Here is an 18,261-nt window from a genome sequence, read left to right on the forward strand (position 1 = left end):
AAGTTGAATGAACAATGAACGTTTGAATTATGGTGATAAAGTCATTTACATGGAAGGTGTGATCGTGGATATCGACGATTGCAGCATCAGCGTCGATCTGAAAGGACGCCTCGGGTTCTTTAAAGCGCCGAAAAGAATGTTTATCTGCGACTATGAGCTGAAAGTAGGTCAGGAAGTCGGATGGAACATGAGTTTTCCGGAACAGCTTGGGGAAGAAGTAAATGACAAATATATCAGCAACATTGAAAAAGAACGACGCAAACAAGAAGAAATGCGCCAACGTATGGATAATAAGGAGGCTTAAAAATGAGTTTAACGGTTGTTAAAGGTTTACAATCTGAAATATTCGTTCCTATTACTCCGCCATCAGTATGGACTCCTGTAACAAAAGAGCTGAAAGACATGTCTATCGCTCTTGCAACAGCTGCTGGTGTTCATAAAAAGGATCAGGAAAGATTCAATCTTGCCGGAGACTTTACATGGAGAAAAATAGAGAACACTACACCATCTAGTGAATTGATGGTATCCCACGGCGGATATGACAACAGTGATGTTAACAAAGACATCAACTGCATGTTCCCGATCGACAGAATTCATGAATTAGCTGCTGAAGGATTTATCAGAGCTTGTGCTCCGGTACATGCAGGATTCATGGGCGGCGGCGGAAACCAGGAGAAATTCAAAGGTGAAACTGGTCCGGCTATCGCACAGATGTTCAAAGAAGAGGATGTAGACGCAGTAGTCCTCACCGCTGGCTGAGGTACCTGCCACCGCTCTGCAGTATTGGTGCAGAGAGCGATTGAAGAAGCTGGAATTCCTACAATTATTATTGCAGCTCTTCCACCAGTTGTACGTCAGACTGGTACTCCTCGTGCAGTTGCTCCATTGGTACCTATGGGTGCTAATGCCGGAGGACCGCACAACGTTGAACAGCAGACACAGATCGTTAGGGCAACTCTGGAGCAGTTAGTTGAGATCCAGACACCAGGAAAGATTGTTCCGTTGCCATTCGAATATGTAGCTAAGATTTAGTGAACGCAGGTTCGGATCGAAGGGCAGATGTTTTGCATCTGCCCTTTTTTGAAAAGTGATATGACAATATATCGGAAAAGAATCCGGCATATTGTAAACAAAATGTGATAACAGACGTAAATATCGGAGGTGACTTAAGTTGGCTGAAGAAGTAAAAGACCTGAGACGTCTTGTGATCAAGGCATTTCATATGAATGACGTGGAGTGGGGAGAGCACAATGATATTTCGGTTGACGGTCATATGACAGTCAGTAAAGAAATGATTGATAAACTGACCGCGGAAGAAGAGCATCTTGAGAAAATTGATATTCAGATCATCAAGCCGGGCGATCATGACCGCTGGACAAATACGATCATGGATATCATACCTATTTCCACAAAAGTGCTCGGAAAGCTGGGAGAAGGGATCACCCACACTGTAACCGGTGTATATGTCGTGCTTACAGGTGTGGATGTCAATGGAAAACAGTGCCATGAGTTTGGCTCCTCAGAAGGAAAGCTGAAAGAGCAGCTCTATCTGAACCGTGCAGGGACTCCAGGCGACAATGATTACATAATTTCCTTTGATGTTACACTTGCCGCAGGCATGGGACAGGAGAGGCCGGGACCGACCGCCGCCCATCGCGCGTGCGATAAGTTTATACAGACATACCGCGATAAACTGAAAAAGTTCAAGGGCGAGAAGTGTACGGAACGCCACGAGTATCACGACGTGGTAAGGCCGGGCAAAAAACGTGTCCTGATCGTAAAGCAGGTTGCCGGACAGGGTGCTATGTACGATACACACTTGTTTGCGAAAGAACCTTCAGGAGTTGAAGGCGGACGTTCAATCATAGACATGGGTAATATGCCGGTACTTGTTACACCTAACGAGTACAGAGACGGAATTATCCGGTCCATGCAGTAGGAGGTGTGATCATGGGAATAGGACCATCAACAAAAGAAACATCATTACATCACTTCAGAGACCCGTTGCTGGATGTCGTATCCAATGATACCGATCTGGATCTGATGGGGATCATCATCGTGGGAACACCGGATGATAATGAGGATAAGATGCTTGTGGGCACAAGAACTGCCGTGTGGGCAGAAGCGATGCGCGCAGACGGAGTTATCATATCATCGGACGGATGGGGCAACAGCGATGTCGACTATACAAACACATGCGAGCAGCTTGGAACACGCGGTATCGCAGTGACAGGACTTAACTTCAGCGGAACGGTAGCCCAGTTTGTCGTAGTGAATGATTATCTGGATGGGATCGTAGATATCAACAAGAGCGCAGACGGGACAGAGACAAATGTTGTCGGGGAAAACAACATGGTAGAGCTGGACTGTAAAAAAGCGACGGCGCTGCTCAAGCTGAAAATGCGCAAAAATGAATCTAGGTAGACGCTTCGTGAAAATAGTCAGTCAGGAAGCTGTAACAATAGAAAGAGCGGGAATCAGATCTCATTGTCTGATTCCCGCTCTTTCTGCAATAACACCTTTTAAGTCTGCCTATATCAAGATTCTAACGATCTCGACGTCAGATACTAATAACGCAGCTGGATCCCCTGCTCTTCGATCCAGTCCTCAAGATCATCCTGCGCGTCGGCAGCCCAGGTGCCGGACAGTTTTTCGTCATTGTCTGCAGCAGTGGCGTCAGTTTCTCCGGCCGCCGCCGCCTTTTTCTTTTTTTCATCTTCCATAGTGTCTCCTCCTTTTTATAGTCAAGTTGTGTTAATAATAATTCCGCAATTTGTATAGTTATGCAATCGCTTCTTAACTGTAATTCTCAGTAAAGAAAAGGCACGACATACGGTATGTCGTGCCCTTTCTTTTTGGTATGTCATTGAGAGGTTTTTCCTCGTTGCATTGCAGTTTTGTTTATATACAAAGCTGGGGAATGCTCCTACTAAAGAGGATGTATATATCAATTGGAGTCCGCTGCTGCAGGACCATTCTTGGGGGAAATGGTCGGCAGCAGTTTAACTGCAATTACAACCATATTGGTTTTAACTTACCTGTACTTTTTAAAAAATAGGCAGTCCCCTTGCCGAGGTAACCGCCATTGGTCGTCGTACATTTAAGTTGCTATAAATATATCATTTATAAATTTAAGTGTCAATACAAGTAAATCAAAAAATTTATTTTTATGCAATTTAACAATTATAAACCGTTTTTGAAACAAAATTTAATGCACTTTACCGTGCTAAAAGAGTAAAGAAAAGACTTATGGAAGATTCTCTTACTTTGTCAAGTGACTCTTGTGGTTGCGTGTGAAATATAATATAATGAAAAAGGACAATAACAAACCGGAGGGAGAAAGAATATGACACCTATATATAAAGTGGCAACGAAACATACAGAGGAGGTGCTGAAAGATTTCATAAAGTTTTCTTATAAAGTGAAAAATCCAAGAACAGGTCTTAAACTTTGTCTGTTTGCCGGCTGCTTTATCATATTGACTGTGGCATTTAGAGATATACCGTCAGCATCCTGGTCTTGTGGCATAATCAGTGCGCTGATCCTTCTCTTTGTGATAACGAGGCGGTATATCGCGTTTACAAAACTTGCGTCGGTGGATGATAATTATAAAAATCAATCGGATATTTATTTTGTATTTGGCCAAAGCGGATTTGATGTAGAGAATACGGAATATCAGGAAGTGAATAATGCCAAATATGGTGAGATATCAGGCAGCTACAAGGATGACAGAAATTATTTTATAGCAATGAACAATGAAGAATTATATGTTCTGCCATTTAAAGATTTCAATATGGGAGACGCCGAAGCATTTGAGAAGTTTTTGGAGAGTAAGACGAAAACAGGAGTGATACCATTAAAGATGCCTCTGAAAGAACGTATACAGCTCATGAACAAGATGAGAAAAGCAGCTGAGGCGGAACAGGACCGCAAGATCGAGGAACGGAGAAAGAATAAGTCAGAAAAAAAGAAATAGAGAAAAAGAGAAAATGAAAAAGCCATCCAAGCGGATGGCTTTTTCTGTATCGTCATATTCAATTAGCTTTTGGAAGCATCTCTGAAGAATGTGATCGCTGTGTAGATCATTACAACGATTACAACCCATGTAAGAACTGTCATAGGCATAGATTTTACCAGGAAGTAAGCGATAAGTACACCGATCACACCACCTACAGTAAGAAGTACGGAAGCTTTTCTGTCATACTTTCCTTCTCTGATAAATTTGATACCACATGCAGGCATCAGGAATGCACAAGAACCCATCATAACTGGGAAAGCAGCCTGGATGTTCATGCCTAAAGCACCGATCATAGCCATACAAGGAGCGTAGAGACCAACACCGATCGTCATGAAAGCACCAAGGAAGAAGTTAACTACGATACCGATAACTAACTTAATGCCTGTGAGGCCTGTAGCTGTACCAACAGCGCCGAATGGTCCTACGGACAGTAATCTGCATCCCATAATGATAGCGAGAGCAATAAGCGCGGCACCCAAAGCGATACGGATCTGCTTAACAGGCATCTTGGAAACGATACCGGCTCCTATGTAAGAACCTACAACTGCTGCGATGATCAGCAGTACAAGAGTTAATGTATCCATCTCAATTAATGTCAGGAAAAGAACAAATTCTGTTACGACCGGTATAGCGTCACCGATATTCAGTGTACCAGGCATTGTCTCGTCAGGACTTGATTTCGTAAATTTAAAACCAGCCTGTGTAGTTGCGAAACTTCCGATACCAAGTGTATCAAGGAAGTTTGTGATAGCGCCAATGATGAACAACGGAATTACTTTTTTACCCGTAAATTCTTCTTTGTGGGCTACACAGTCCTTAATCCAGTATACGGCGAATATAGCTGTATACACAATGATGATAATACGTAAAATGGTTGTTGCGTTCATAGTTCATCCCTCCAGATTGTTTAAAAAGTAACTAAAACTTAAAATAAACAAACAATATGTCCTTGAAACTGGAATACAAGTACCCCGATTTACTATATTCCTTGTTAAAATATTGTCTGTTCTTGTTTCAATTGTATCAATTTCTATAGAAAAAGTCAATTGAATTTATAGATTATAGCCAAATTAAGACAAGCCTTTAACGATTCGACAACAGTTAATATATTAATTTGCAGATCAATGCCGCAAACAGTCGAAAAACAGGCCGGAGATCACGCAGTTTACATAGTAATTTAGATGATAGCGACCGACCAGTTAAGGACAGACACCGACCGATTAAGGATAAACGCTATGACTTTACAGATTAATCTCATAAAATAATAATATAATGCGGTAAATCTATTTCAGCCGGAATATTATCGCCGGTTAAGAAAATGACAAAGAGCAGGAACAGGAGGAAAGCTGGTTGGGAACTAAGACAGGTATCCGGACGATAGTAATAACTGCGGCTGCATTTTTGCTGCTGGCGGCCGGTTTTCTGGCAGGAAGAATGAGTATGGGACAAAGAGCAGACACCGGGAAGAAAGATGAGAGCAGTGTGATCGCCGTTGTGAATCTGGATGAGGGTGTGAGACTGGGAGACAGAACGGTCAATTATGCGTCAAATCTGATCCATCTTTCCGGCGGCAGCTATGTATATGCCGGTCTGGAAGATGCGAGAAACGGAGTATACACAGGAGAATATGGGGCTTATATCGTTATACCGGCAGGATTCTCAGCGGATGTCGAGAGTCTGAATACGGTCATGTCCAAGTCGAATATAACATTTGAGATCAATGAACAGCTCGTTCAGGAGAAAAAAATAACAATACTAAAGCAGGTGAATACGTTTATACAGTCTATGGCAGACAATGTAAGTCTGCTGTATGTGGAAGGAATTCTGGAGGAGTTCCACACCGCGCAGGACAGCGCTGTCCGGGTGATGGAAAACGACAGGAAAGACACGGCGGTGCTGCTGAAGATCAAAGCCTATGACCTGCAGGCGTATATTGAATTTCCACAGTTGTCGCAGCCGGATATGAGTATAACTGCCCTGGACATACAAGAATATATCCTCAGAAATGGGAGAGCGATAGACGAGATACAAAATGAGTATGAAACAGGCGCGGCCAGAGGCGAAGAAGGAAGACAGAAGCTCACAGAAGCGGGAACAGAAGCAAAGGAATCCCTCGACGATACAAACCGTCAGATAAAGGGGCTGGACGTGACAAAGGATACAGAGGGCAACGATATTTATGACCCGGGACTGCCAAGCGTAAAGAGGCTGCTTGCAGATTACAATACTGTACTGGAGAGCCACAGAGATAATATACAAAGCATAATGAATCTCATCGAGGGAAATCTGGGAGAGCTGGGGAGTTACCTTTCAGGAGTGCGGCATGGTATTGAGGAACATAACGATGGTCTTCAGACAGCGGCGGATCATATTGCCGGTGTTCTGAGCAACGGTACATATGGAGCGGGATCACCGCCTGCATGGACGGTCCTCGACGGATCCGTGACGATGGACGGAAGAACTTATACATTAATCGGTGCGGGCGGGACTTTAGATACCGCAGAGTTGGACAAACTGCTCACGGCTTACCGTCAAAACAGCGGCGGCGCCTATAAGGTGGGAGATGCAGCGACGGATATTCAGGACAAAACGGGAATACAGGCTGTCATTTTGAGTATGCTGCCAAACTGCAGTGCAGAGCGGTTCGTGGAAGAGGAGGATGGAGCCTTTACCGAAGGGGACGCGCAGGAGAACAGAAAAGAGACAGACAGGCTGCTCGCGGACAGCCTTGCCGCAGCGGAGACTGATCTGACGGCAGATGAGGATTATAAGATCGAGCCGGTCAGCGATGAAAAGCTGGGCGATATTATGAACAGTATCGGCAGCGATGTCATATCACCTCTGCTGAACAGAGCTGATGAAGTGAAAAATGCGTTCCATAGCAGTTACACGGAATCGGAAGAAAAGCTGTCTGCATTCCAAAGTTCATTGACAGCATACGATCCGCTTGGATATATTGACCGGAACGCAGTACAGGAATCTTACTCAGACATGCATAACAGCACAAGTTCCATGCAGAAGGAAGTACAGGAAAGAGATACGGAACGTCTGGATAATCTGGTAAAAGTATATGAGACATACACTGCCAATGAGGTCGCATTGCGGCAGCATATACAGGAAGCGACCAAAGCTTCCGAAGACGCGGTTGAACAAGGCCTTGCGGGAGCGCAGAAAGTAAAAGAGGAGAACAGCCAGAGCAATCAGGAACTTATGAATAGCTTCGCGGGTAAACTGCCCTATACAAGGATAGGAAAAGCAGACAATCTGGAGGCGAGCCGGTTTATTGTGGATCCCTTCTGGGTGACAGAGCGCAGTGCCACAGAAAATGCCGGAGTAAACAGTAAGGAAGAGGACGACGAAGCCTCGGCCGGCGGTGATGAAAAAGATGCCTCGGCGGCCGGTAAAGCTGTACTGGAGGCGCTTGGCGCAGCTATCGTCCTTGGCGTCATTTTATATATTACCATCACCGCGGTGATGCGGAAGAAGAAAAAGGATAATTAACATCCGCAGATGCTAATTATAAATCAGACAAAGAGAGGAGGAGCCCTATGAACATAGGAATTAAGAGCGATGATGTGAAGACACAGGCACAGCAGATAACAGGTCAGGCAATGCAGGAGTATACGGAGCTGCGCTCATTTCTGGATACGATCGTGAACAGCAAGCTGCCGGAGCTGTGGCAGGGGGCAGGAGCGGAAGCATACATTACCCGCTATCAGGAATTAGCGCCGAGCTTTCAGGCGATCCAGGATCTGATCCAGGATATCGGGACAGGCCTGCAGCAGAATGCAACTTACTATGAAGAGGCGGATCAGGCGGCAAGCGCGGCCAATTCCGGCCGATAAGAAGAGGGGGAGCCAAGGGCCGGGCGCTCCGGCTCCCATTCCAATATCAATGGGAGGCTATATGCAGACAGAGAAAGCTCAGCGGGAAGATACAACGATAGAATGGAACCCGTCGGTGATCACAGAACAGAAGAGTACGACGGGAATCTCTCTCTGTGATCTGTACGGTGTGCCAGTATTTGATGATAGATCACAGGAAAAGATACAGTCCTTAGAAAATGAGAAAATACATAACATAAAATATATCGGACAGCAGGTGTTTGTGACTACGTCTGACGATGAAGAGAGACTGGATGTTATCCGCAGCCTGGTATTTTCGGAAACGGCGGAAAACACCGGCAGTAAAACTGAGAAAGAGGTATCCGGCGCCGGGCCGGACGGATTATTCTGGATAGAAATATTCGTGGCGGCCGCGCTGGCAGCTGGGTATTTATATGCGGGAAAGTTGAAAAGAGAGAGGAAACGCAGGGTTGATAATATTAACGATATGTACGGCGGACAATAAAGTGAAAATAGATGTCAGTGTGAAACCAGAACAGAGAATCCGGGATGTGCTGGATATTTTGAGCGATAACGGCGTGCTTGCGATTACAGAGCCGGCGGAAGGGATGTCCGTCAGGTCGTGGCGGCAGAAGACATACGTGAATCCGTACCTGACATTTAAGCAGGCGGAAATACGTCACGGAGATATATTGACCGTCCTGTGAATGACCGATAATAAGTTATACAGCGTTATCGGGAAAGGAGAGCAAAATGGGTGTAAAGATTAATATAGATTCTGTTCTGACAGAACTCAATACCATGAACGGATATCTGGCGGATGTCCGGATGAAAAGCGATACACTTGGAAGAGCCTTCCAGTCTTTTCAAGACGATGTAGGACTGGAAAGCACGGCTTATAATAACCATAAAAGCTATGTCGGCCTGATGCACCAGCCGGTGGCCGGCGGAATTTTTAATTTCTGTTCCGAGATGACAGAGGCAAACCAGAATTACAGCAACTGTCTCTGCCAGTATTTTTCGACGGGAACAGTAGTTGACGAAGATAAGTGGAGAAGTGAATATGAGGCGCTGAAAGTACAGTATGACCAACTGAATTCCTGTCTGAGCTTTATCATGGAAACGATAAGGAGCATACTCGGAAATGGCCGTCCCCTTTCCGTTCATAAGGATATCAGCGGCTACCAGCATATTGCCAATTCGTATCGGGAGGAATTGGATACCCTTTATGAGATTATAGAAGAGTACAGGAGAAATATAGAAAAGATAGGGGAAATGCTGGCTGCTACGTCGGGAATATACGCAGGGGCGCAAACTATGCAGAAAGCTCTTGCATCAGCCGTGTCGGCTATGCAAGGGGTAAGATATAATGCGGCTACAAACCAATATGCCATAGCTCCGGTAAACCTGCAGTTGTTTGCGGATATTGAGGGAACCTGGCAGACCGTACTCATATCAAAAGAGTTGAAAAAGCAGCTCGGAGATGAACTGCTTGAGGAAGAGGAGTTCATGGCGCTGGATGCGGAAGAACAATTGGAATACGCCGACAAGGTAGCGAGAATTATCGGAAAATATATTCCGAATCTGTCGGTACAGTTGCTGGACGGTGAGATGGAAATCCCACTGGCTGACGGATTAGTGCTGTACGGAGGGGTGGAGAAAAGTATAGAGACAAACCTGGATAATCCCCAATCTGTGGAAGTGGCCATATCTAAGAACAGGGAAATACTGGCGGAGTGGGGAGTGAAGAGTGGGAATCTGGAGTGGAAGGGTAATAACATAGAAGTTGGTATAAAGCGTTCTTTCGAGTTGGACAGCAAGTCAACTGCATATACACAAGTTACTTTCTCAAAAGAAAATGTATCAACAAAAATCGAGTGGGGTGCCACGACAATTTGTGAGGAGATAAATCATGTAACAAGTAAAGTCGGTCTGGAATACCGCCCGACAAACTCAGACTTTAAAATGGAGGCCTATGAACTTGAACCTGCAGATGCGCCAAGAAAAACCTTTGAAGCTACGGGGATTTTGTTTCCGCTACCAAGTGGTGTGCCGGTACCAATAGGATAAGGGGGAAGGGAATTGGAAAAGTTAAAAAGAGCCGTTAGCTTTATCAGTTTAGCTGCCTTGGTACTGCTGTTGTTATATGTAAAATATGCATATGAAAGAGGAGCGGAACTATGGCCGGCCAAAACAAAACTGTCTAAAGATGAAGTGAGAATAGAACGCAAGATAAAAATTCCGGAAGGAGAGACGAAAGAATTCATACAACCGGCGTTTTTAGTCAGGCTATCTTATTCGTCGACCGAGACTCCCGAGGATGTGATAGAGGATTTAGAAAAAGGAAATTATGGACATGATTGGTACGAGAAGGCAAGACTAAATGAGGATGGAACCCTCTCTATGACCGTGACGGGTAAGCAGCTGGAACATTGGATAAGTACAAGGGAAGATGGTATAAACAAGCGAATAGTAAACAATAAAAATAAGGACATGGAGATAAAAATTAATGAAGACTTTACAGAAGTAACTTATATATTAAAAAAAGGATATGAAATTTCTTTTTTGGAGTGGGCCATAGATGGTGTGGTTATCCTGGGGTGTTTATTGGAAGCCCAGGTGTTCACGGGAGTACCGCCGGAAGACTGCCATGTACGTGAAGTAGTAAAAAGGGAGGAAGATGGTGTAGTAATTATTGATGCAGTTACTCCGGGAACGAATTATGAAGTTACCGAACGTGAATGGTACGGCGAAGAGCAAAAAAAATAAGAATATATCAGCGGTGACCTAAGGCCGGATTACTCTGAGCAGAATATAAACGGCACGGAAGCAGGGTATCGGCCAGTGCTGTATACAGAAGGAGAGATTATGGGAAAGAACGAAGAGACAACAAAGGGCAGCACAATCGTCTTGGAAGAGACTGTACATAAGACACAGATGAAAGCATCTGCAGCCTATGATTATCACAGGCTGCAGGCTGAGACATATTATTTTGTGCCGTGCAAAGTAGAAGAAAAGGAAGAAAGCCTTTGTTTTACCTATGAGCTGGATGGTATGACTCCGCTGAAGGAAGTAAAGAAAAGTGACCGGGAGCTGATATACAGTATTTTGATTCAGGCGGGAGAGCTGGGGGAAAAGGCCAGGGCTTTTAACTTTTCCCTTGAACCGGAAAATTTATATTATGATGCACAGTATCGTTTACATGTGTTAAGACGTGACATCTTGGAAGACGGAGCGGTTAAGGATTATTTTAAAGAGTTTCAGGCGCTTGCGGGGGCATTGCTGCAGAAGAAATATAATTACAGTGATTATCTTAACGGTGGGATGGATCTTCTTGACAGGCAGGAAGAGACGAGAAGAATACTGCAGTGGAACAGTATGGATGATGCGCTCAAAGACTTAAGCCAGAGACAACGCGGTTTAAGAAGTTATGAGAGAACACATTTGTGCACGATTAAGAAAAGCAGGTACAGGGGAATGAAAGCGGGTATGATATTATTTCTTGTACTTGCAGCAGCGGCACTGGCGTATTTGTTATACCAGCACTATAAGTTGATCGCCCCGCAGCGGGCCGCGCTTACAGCTCAGCGGGCTTATGTTGAGTCGGACTATGTAGCTGTTATCGACAGTCTCAAAGAGGTTCAGCCGGATGCGCTGGATGTCCATGAAAAGTATATACTGGCAGTATCATATATAAAGGGGCAGGCGGTGGACAATTTCAGCAGCGAAGCCAAAGATAATATTTTGTCCAGGCTTAACGTGAAGGGCGACGCTTCAGTGATGGATTATTGGATATACCTGGGACGTCTTGAGACGAAAGAAGCCGAAGATATCGCTCTTAAGATGTCTGACAACCAGCTGCTGCTCTATGCTTATCTTCAGGAACGTGACCAGGTATCCCGGGATTCATCATTAAAGGGAGACGAAAAGGCAGCAAGAATGGAGACGCTGGATGGCGAGATAGATAAACTTGCGGAAAAGCTTGGGATTCAGTACGACATGAGTACAGAAGAGGAGTAGCAGTATGAACTATAATCTGGTGGAGAAGGATGACTGGTATGAAGAGTATCCGCAAGGCGGACAGTATGAAAAAGTAAAGCAGGAGGGGCAGGTTATCTCTCTGAAAAATGAAAAGCAAGTATTTGCCAGAGAGACCTGCCTGTACATAGGGCGCTGCGGGAACATTGTCATAGATAAGTGCAGACTGGAGTTGTGTATTGAGGGAAGAGAAGTACATGTAATAGGTGATCTGGAGAAGGAGAAGATCTATCACAACAGGAAGCGTGTACGGGACAATTCCTTTTTATTAGAAGAAGGAGACGTACTGCTGATCCGCCATACAAAGGTTATTCTTTTTGAACGTAAGATTGCAGTGATCGGTGACAACAAGGCGTATACTTCTTCTCTGCCCGAGCTGCAGGAACCAGAAGTGCCGTTTGATGGATTTCCTTATTATAAACGTTCCCCGCGCATTATCAGACGCATTGCGTCTGAGGAGGCCGAGATACAGGCGCCTCCCCAGAAGGCCGGAGTGAGTAGATCTAATCTGCTTCAGACACTTCTTCCCCCGCTTGGGATGATGGCAGTGACGGTCGGCATAGGTCTTCTGATGGGGCGTGGTATGTTTCTGCTTATGTCTGTGGGAGGCACCGGCATGACAGTAATTGTCGCGGTCATAAGGTTTATCAGCGACAGAAAAGAGAGAAAAGAGACGGATAAGAAGCGCAGGAAACTGTATGAACAGTATCTTCTTCGGAAAAGAAAGGAAATATATGAGCTGTACAGGCAGGAAGAGGAGGCGTACCGTTATAATTTCCCTCCGGTAATTGAGATCCAGAAGATGGTGCGCCAATACAGCAGCAGGATATATGAGCGGAGCAGCTCAGATGAGGATTTTCTTACGATCACAGTGGGAAGACAGATAAAGAAGCCGGCATTTAAGCTGAGGACGAAAGATAATGAGCTTGCTATGAATAAGGATGAACTGGACAAGGAAGCGTCACGGATCGCGGCACTCTATGATTGGATCGAAAAGGAATGTGTTGTAGACTTGAAAAAAGCACATCTTGGATTGGTAGGGACGAAGGCTGCTATTCATGAACAGTTGAAAATATATATCAGCCAGCTTGCTGCGTTTCAAAGTTATCATGACCTGCAGATCGTTGTTGTATATGACGGGAGATATGAGGAGGAATTCAGCTGGATGCACTGGCTGCCTCACAATAAGATCCAGTCATTAAATGTTCAGGGACTTATTCATTCAGAGCGTGTCAGAGACCAGATTCTGAACAGTATGAATCAGATCTTAAAGGAGAGACAGGTGAAACTGGATGAAAGCAAAAAAGAATCCAGATTTATCCCACATTTTCTCTTTATCATTGATGAGCCTAAACTGATCATAGATCACTCCATTATGGAATATCTGCAGGGAGAAGGAAAAAACCTGGGATTTTCTATTATATATACAAGCTATCTTCAGGCTAATCTCCCTGAAAATATCGGGACAGTGCTGCTTCTGGAACAATCCGGGACAGGCAGGCTTCTCCTTGAGGAAAAAGAATTAAAAGATGACAAGCTCACGCTTCAAAGGCTGGAAGGGTGTGATCTGGAGGCAATGGCCAGAGATCTTGGCGTTCTGAAGCATATCCAGGGAGTAACGAGCCACCTTCCGGACAGCATAACGTTCTTTCAGATGTATCATGTCCGTAGACCAGAAGAATTGGATATCCGCTCAAGGTGGCAGGAGGGGGGAGCACACAAGTCGCTTGCTGTACCGCTTGGAGTCCGGGCGGAGGATGACATCGTATATCTGAATCTCCACGAGAAAGCCCATGGTCCCCACGGTTTGATCGCGGGGACAACAGGTTCCGGCAAGTCAGAGGTCATACAGTCTTATATATTGTCGCTTGCAGTTAATTTTCATCCTTATGAAGTAGGGTTCCTGATTATTGACTACAAGGGCGGAGGTATGGCGAACCTGTTTCGTGACCTTCCGCATCTTCTTGGCACGATAACGAATCTGGACGGAACGGAAAGCCTGAGAGCCATGTCTTCCATCCGGGCAGAACTAAAACGAAGACAGAGGATTTTTAAAGACAATGGAGTAAACAGCATCAATGCATACAGCAGCCTGTTCAAAGAGGGAAAAGTTAAGGAGCCGCTTCCGCATCTCTTTTTGATCAGCGATGAATTTGCAGAGCTTAAGAAAGCACAGCCTGAATTTATGAAGGAACTCGTTTCAGTAGCGGCTATCGGAAGAAGTCTTGGCGTCCACCTTATTCTGGCGACTCAGAAGCCAAGCGGCGTGGTGGACGATCAGATATGGGCAAACTCCAGATTTAAGCTTGCGCTTAAGGTACAGAATGAAGCGGACAGCAAAGAGATCATAAAGACACCTGATGCCGCAGGTATTACACAGGCGGGAAGAGCTTATCTGCAGGTCGGCAGCAATGAGATATATGAACTGTTTCAGTCTGCCTGGAGCGGAGCAGATTATATCGAAGAGCAGGAAGAAGAAATTACTATGGATGACCGTGTCTATTTGATGAATGAATTGGGGCAAGGCGTATTGGTGAACCGTGATCTGAGCGGTACCCGTGCTGAAAAGAAAGCAAAGGAGACACAGCTTGACGTGACCGTACGCCATATCAGGGAGGTGTACGAAGGGGAAATACATACGGAAGTCAAAAAGCCGTGGCTTCCATCCCTTGGGAAAAAACTGCTCAGTCCGCTCGCGGCAGCAGAAGGCCGCCATGAGAGGGAAGAGGGGAGCATTGTGATACCCATTGGTCTGATGGATGTGCCAAAAGAGCAGAGGCAGACGGTTTATGAGCTGAATCTGCCGGAAGACGGCAACATTATGTATATTGCTTCCAGCGGATACGGCAAGTCGGTATTTCTGACGACTGCGGGGTTAAGCCTTGCCATGTCATACCGGGTACGGGAGCTTAACTTGTATATCCTCGACTTTGGCAATAACGCTCTGATCTCGCTGAGGAATCTTCCGCATACATCTGAATACATAAGTATAGAAGACACTGAGCGGTATGACAAATTCAAGGAACTCATGAGCGAAGAGGTGCGGTACAGGAAAAGGCGTCTGTCATCTGTCATGGCTCCCAACTTTCAGGTATACAATGAGATGTCAGAAGAAAAGATGAGAGCGGTCGTAGTGCTGGCAGATAACTTTGATGCCGTGAAAGAGCTGGGATTTGATGAGGAAGAATATTTTACCCGATTGACAAGAGACGGCGCGGGAGTCGGAATCTATTTTATTATAACTGCTTCCAGAATAAATGCGGTAAGAGCCGCGACGTGTAATAATTTTAAAAATAAACTTGCCGGTTATAATTTTGAAAGCGGTGAAGTGACGAATGTTGTAGGGCGGTGCAAATATAAACTACCGGAAATAAGAGGGAGGGCATTCGTAAAACGAGAAGATGATGTTAATATGATTCAGATATACACTATGGCTGTATTTGAAAAGGCAGCGGAGTATACAAGCAACATCAGGAAGCTTGTTAAGAGCATCAGAGAGATGTACCCGGGGGAAGAGGCCGAGCATATACCTGTACTTCCGGAAGAGTTCAGCGCGGATATGATGTGTGCTTATGAAAAAGAGGAGGCAGATCTGTATCTTGGACTCGAGAAGAAAAAGGTTATCCTCAGCGGATTTTCGCGGCTATGCAGTCCCTTTTTCATACTGGGCGAGGGCGGCAAGGGCAAGACGAACGCGTTAAAGATACTGATCGAACAGGCTGCAGGAACAGGGGAGGTCGTACTGTTTGACGCGGCCGATATGGGTTTGTTTGGCTATGCTGCGAGAAAAGATGTGAGGTATGTCAAAGGTCTGGAAGCGTTCATCGCATATATGGACGAGCTGGAGCAGGAGGTGAAAAGCAGGGAGAAGCAGCAGAGAGAAAGTCTGGAGAGTACCCCTGGCATTGCACCGTGGGAGACGCTGCGGGAGATGCCGCCGTATTACATTTTTATCGATGACCTGGATAACTTTCCGGCGTATGAGACGGATTCTATACCTGAAATAGCGGCCATGTTCAGGAGAGCATGTAACGCCGGTATCACGATGATCATCACCGGCCATACGGGAAAATTAAAAGGGACGGATGAGTTGACCCGGTTTGTGAAATCGGTAGCAGACGGGCTTATGGTGAGTTCTCAGGGCTTTCTGGGTATCATGCCGGTCCCCGCGGGAGCGGATCATGTGGCATTTACGGAAGGGCTGCTGTTCCATAACGGTACCTATAAAGAGCTTCTGCTGCCAAGGGCGGTGGAAAGAACAGACTGTTGACAGGAAAGGAGGAGAAATGTATGGATATTAAATCATCACTCGGCAGCGCTCTTGCTCTGCGGAGTAATATCGTCTCGGCAGGCAATAATATTATTTTGCCGGGTGCGGGCAGCGCCGCCGCCTCAGGAGTACCTGCACAGATAGAATGTGAGCAGACCTATCAGGCGATGCAGGGATGTCTGAACTCATACAATGAAATAGTCCAAAGAGACGGAGAGCACGTAGCCCAGATCGCGCATGCGCTGGATACCGTTGACCAGAAGATACGAGGGCAATATAAATAGGGGGAAATATCGCCGATACGATGGAGGTGAAGAATGGGCGAAATGGATAAGTATTGCGAAGAATACGAAGAGAGACGGAGAGAACTGGAGCTTAAGCTGGCGGAGACGGAAGAGGAGCTTAAGAAAATGGAATACTGCCGGGAAGAGGCACGGCATAGGCACAGGGACATCTTCGCGCTGCTTGGGCGGATCGTAAGCGAGGGGAACGGGGATGAATTCTCGAGAAGGATAGAAAGCCGTGCGGAGAAGGTGCGCCGCTGTGCCGACGCCGCGGGAGCGCAGATGGACGAGCAGGTTTATACGCTTAGAAAGGAATGCCGGCGGCTGAAGGAGTCGATCGAAATATACGAGCTGGAATATGTAAAGGCTGCAGGAGATGGAGAAAATAATGAAGACTCTTAGTATTTGCAGTATGGATTGTATCAAAAAAAATACAATATCTACATAAAAAGGCTTGCAAAAAGCGATTGTTTCATATATACTAAAAAAGCTGTGACATTGATAGCGTAGAAGCGTGAGGTTGCTGCCCGTAAACGGCAGGTTTTCCGTGGAGCGAATGTCAAGTTAGGAAACTGGCGACAAGTCACTGTACGAACTATAACGGCCACTGGGATGTGGTAACAACGTGTGAGTTTCTCACGACACACACGGGAGAGTGTACAGTCACCGCTTGTCGTACTGAAGTTATAAGTACGAAAAGGAGGCGACTTTTTTTATGGCAAGTCAAGTAATGAGAATCACATTAAAAGCGTATGATCACCAGCTGGTTGATGCATCCGCAAAGAAAATCATCGAAACTGTAAAGAAAAACGGATCACAGGTGAGCGGACCGGTTCCACTTCCTACAAAGAAGGAAGTTGTAACAATATTAAGAGCGGTTCACAAATACAAAGATTCCAGAGAACAGTTCGAGCAGAGGACTCATAAGAGACTCATCGATATCATCACACCTACTCAGAAGACAGTAGACGCATTATCCAGACTGGAGATGCCGGCAGGTGTTTACATTGATATCAAAATGAAAAACAAATAAGACGCAGTAATTCCTAAAATTTAGGATGAACGTCCGAAGCGGCGTTCCGCTGTAAATCACAGGAGGTAATTATAATGAAGAAAGCTATTTTAGCTACAAAAGTCGGAATGACTCAGATCTTCAACGAAGACGGTACATTGACACCGGTAACTGTACTTCAGGCTGGCCCTTGTGTCGTGACACAGGTCAAGACAGCAGAGAATGACGGTTATGATGCAGTGCAGGTTGGATTCGTTGACAAGAAAGAAAAGACGGTCAACAAAGACAAAAGCGGTAAGAAGGAAATTGTTCACCGCCACGGTGTGACCAAAGCAGAGCAGGGACATTTTGCAAAAGCGGGTGTATCCGGCAAGAGATTCGTAAGAGAATTCAAGTTTGAAAATGCATCTGAATATGAACTGGCACAGGAGATCAAAGCTGACATCTTTGAAGCAGGCGACAAGATCGACGCCACAGCGGTTTCCAAGGGTAAAGGTTTCCAGGGTGCGATCAAGAGACATAACCAGCACAGAGGACCTATGACACATGGTTCCAAGTTCCATCGTCACGCAGGTTCCAACGGTGCTGCTTCTGACCCGAGCAAAGTATTCAAAGGCAAGAAAATGCCCGGACATATGGGAAGCAAGAAGATAACGATTCAGAACCTTGAAGTTGTCCGCGTTGATGCAGAGAACAACTTACTTTTGGTAAAGGGTTCTGTGCCGGGACCAAAGAAATCTTTAGTAACAATTAAAGAAGCAGTCAAGGCAGTTTAAGCCGTGACTCAGGAAGGA

19 protein-coding genes are annotated in these 18,261 nt (G+C 45.5%); 17 read left to right on the top strand and 2 right to left on the bottom strand.

The features are described from left to right. Positions 1–7 precede the first annotated feature (7 nt). The 4 genes from LAJLEIBI_RS03985 to LAJLEIBI_RS04000 all read left to right on the top strand — a co-directional run bounded on the left by LAJLEIBI_RS03985 (position 8) and on the right by LAJLEIBI_RS04000 (position 2,424). Positions 8–304, top strand: coding sequence for a CBO2463/CBO2479 domain-containing protein (locus tag LAJLEIBI_RS03985; protein WP_006444978.1), 297 nt, complete (start codon positions 8–10; stop codon positions 302–304). Between the two features lie 2 nt (positions 305–306). Further along, positions 307–759 carry a glycine/sarcosine/betaine reductase selenoprotein B family protein gene (locus LAJLEIBI_RS19895; protein ID WP_006444979.1) on the top strand — a complete coding sequence of 151 codons (453 nt, stop codon included), beginning with the start codon at positions 307–309 and terminating at the stop codon, positions 757–759. 412 nt (positions 760–1,171) lie between these two features. Beyond that, positions 1,172–1,939, top strand: a complete 768-nt coding sequence (prdD, locus tag LAJLEIBI_RS03995; RefSeq protein WP_006444981.1) for a proline reductase cluster protein PrdD — start codon at positions 1,172–1,174, stop codon at positions 1,937–1,939. A gap of 11 nt (positions 1,940–1,950) precedes the next feature. Continuing rightward, positions 1,951–2,424: a glycine/sarcosine/betaine reductase component B subunit gene (locus LAJLEIBI_RS04000; protein WP_006444982.1), complete on the top strand. Its 474-nt coding sequence runs from the start codon at positions 1,951–1,953 to the stop codon at positions 2,422–2,424. A 143-nt stretch (positions 2,425–2,567) separates the two neighbouring features. On the opposite strand, the gene LAJLEIBI_RS18040 is transcribed toward LAJLEIBI_RS04000, so the two are convergent. After that, positions 2,568–2,723, bottom strand: coding sequence for a hypothetical protein (locus LAJLEIBI_RS18040; RefSeq protein WP_006444983.1), 156 nt, complete (start codon positions 2,721–2,723; stop codon positions 2,568–2,570). A gap of 641 nt (positions 2,724–3,364) precedes the next feature. On the opposite strand from LAJLEIBI_RS18040, the gene LAJLEIBI_RS04005 reads away from it, so the two are divergent. Continuing rightward, on the top strand, positions 3,365–3,976 hold the full coding sequence (locus LAJLEIBI_RS04005; RefSeq protein ID WP_167534368.1) for a YcxB family protein: 612 nt from the start codon (positions 3,365–3,367) through the stop codon (positions 3,974–3,976). 62 nt (positions 3,977–4,038) lie between these two features. On the opposite strand, the gene LAJLEIBI_RS04010 is transcribed toward LAJLEIBI_RS04005, so the two are convergent. Then, positions 4,039–4,905 carry a sulfite exporter TauE/SafE family protein gene (locus LAJLEIBI_RS04010; RefSeq protein ID WP_006444985.1) on the bottom strand — a complete coding sequence of 289 codons (867 nt, stop codon included), beginning with the start codon at positions 4,903–4,905 and terminating at the stop codon, positions 4,039–4,041. Positions 4,906–5,368: 463 nt separating this feature from the next. Here LAJLEIBI_RS04010 and LAJLEIBI_RS04015 point away from each other — a divergent pair, with 463 nt between their 5' ends. The 12 genes from LAJLEIBI_RS04015 (at position 5,369) to rplC (ending at position 18,243) form a co-directional block, all read left to right on the top strand. Next, positions 5,369–7,519, top strand: a complete 2,151-nt coding sequence (locus LAJLEIBI_RS04015) for a YhgE/Pip domain-containing protein (protein WP_006444986.1) — start codon at positions 5,369–5,371, stop codon at positions 7,517–7,519. A gap of 47 nt (positions 7,520–7,566) precedes the next feature. Further along, positions 7,567–7,863 (top strand): WXG100 family type VII secretion target, encoded by a 297-nt coding sequence (locus tag LAJLEIBI_RS04020; protein ID WP_006444987.1) that lies wholly within the window; start codon positions 7,567–7,569, stop codon positions 7,861–7,863. 61 nt (positions 7,864–7,924) lie between these two features. Beyond that, positions 7,925–8,368, top strand: coding sequence for a hypothetical protein (locus LAJLEIBI_RS04025; protein WP_040435974.1), 444 nt, complete (start codon positions 7,925–7,927; stop codon positions 8,366–8,368). Between the two features lie 19 nt (positions 8,369–8,387). Next, a complete protein-coding gene (locus LAJLEIBI_RS04030; RefSeq protein WP_154649234.1) occupies positions 8,388–8,570 on the top strand; it encodes a hypothetical protein in 183 nt (60 codons plus the stop codon). A 46-nt stretch (positions 8,571–8,616) separates the two neighbouring features. Next, complete coding sequence (locus LAJLEIBI_RS04035; protein WP_006444990.1) at positions 8,617–9,933, top strand: hypothetical protein; 1,317 nt, start codon at positions 8,617–8,619, stop codon at positions 9,931–9,933. A 12-nt stretch (positions 9,934–9,945) separates the two neighbouring features. Next, positions 9,946–10,632 carry a hypothetical protein gene (locus tag LAJLEIBI_RS04040; protein ID WP_006444991.1) on the top strand — a complete coding sequence of 229 codons (687 nt, stop codon included), beginning with the start codon at positions 9,946–9,948 and terminating at the stop codon, positions 10,630–10,632. Positions 10,633–10,731: 99 nt separating this feature from the next. Then, positions 10,732–11,883 (top strand): type VII secretion protein EssB/YukC, encoded by a 1,152-nt coding sequence (locus LAJLEIBI_RS04045; protein ID WP_006444992.1) that lies wholly within the window; start codon positions 10,732–10,734, stop codon positions 11,881–11,883. A gap of 4 nt (positions 11,884–11,887) precedes the next feature. Then, entirely contained in the window at positions 11,888–16,171 is a 4,284-nt protein-coding gene (gene essC, locus LAJLEIBI_RS04050; protein ID WP_006444993.1) for a type VII secretion protein EssC, read from the top strand. Positions 16,172–16,191: 20 nt separating this feature from the next. Continuing rightward, entirely contained in the window at positions 16,192–16,455 is a 264-nt protein-coding gene (locus LAJLEIBI_RS04055; protein WP_040435977.1) for a hypothetical protein, read from the top strand. A gap of 33 nt (positions 16,456–16,488) precedes the next feature. Further along, complete coding sequence (locus LAJLEIBI_RS04060; protein WP_006444995.1) at positions 16,489–16,857, top strand: hypothetical protein; 369 nt, start codon at positions 16,489–16,491, stop codon at positions 16,855–16,857. A gap of 313 nt (positions 16,858–17,170) precedes the next feature. After that, a complete protein-coding gene (rpsJ, locus tag LAJLEIBI_RS04065) occupies positions 17,171–17,488 on the top strand; it encodes a 30S ribosomal protein S10 (RefSeq protein WP_004607300.1) in 318 nt (105 codons plus the stop codon). A gap of 74 nt (positions 17,489–17,562) precedes the next feature. Next, on the top strand, positions 17,563–18,243 hold the full coding sequence (gene rplC, locus LAJLEIBI_RS04070) for a 50S ribosomal protein L3 (protein WP_006444996.1): 681 nt from the start codon (positions 17,563–17,565) through the stop codon (positions 18,241–18,243). Positions 18,244–18,261: the final 18 nt, after the last annotated feature.

The sequence above is a fragment of the [Clostridium] hylemonae DSM 15053 genome (assembly GCF_008281175.1).
Lineage (GTDB): Bacteria > Bacillota > Clostridia > Lachnospirales > Lachnospiraceae > Extibacter > Extibacter hylemonae.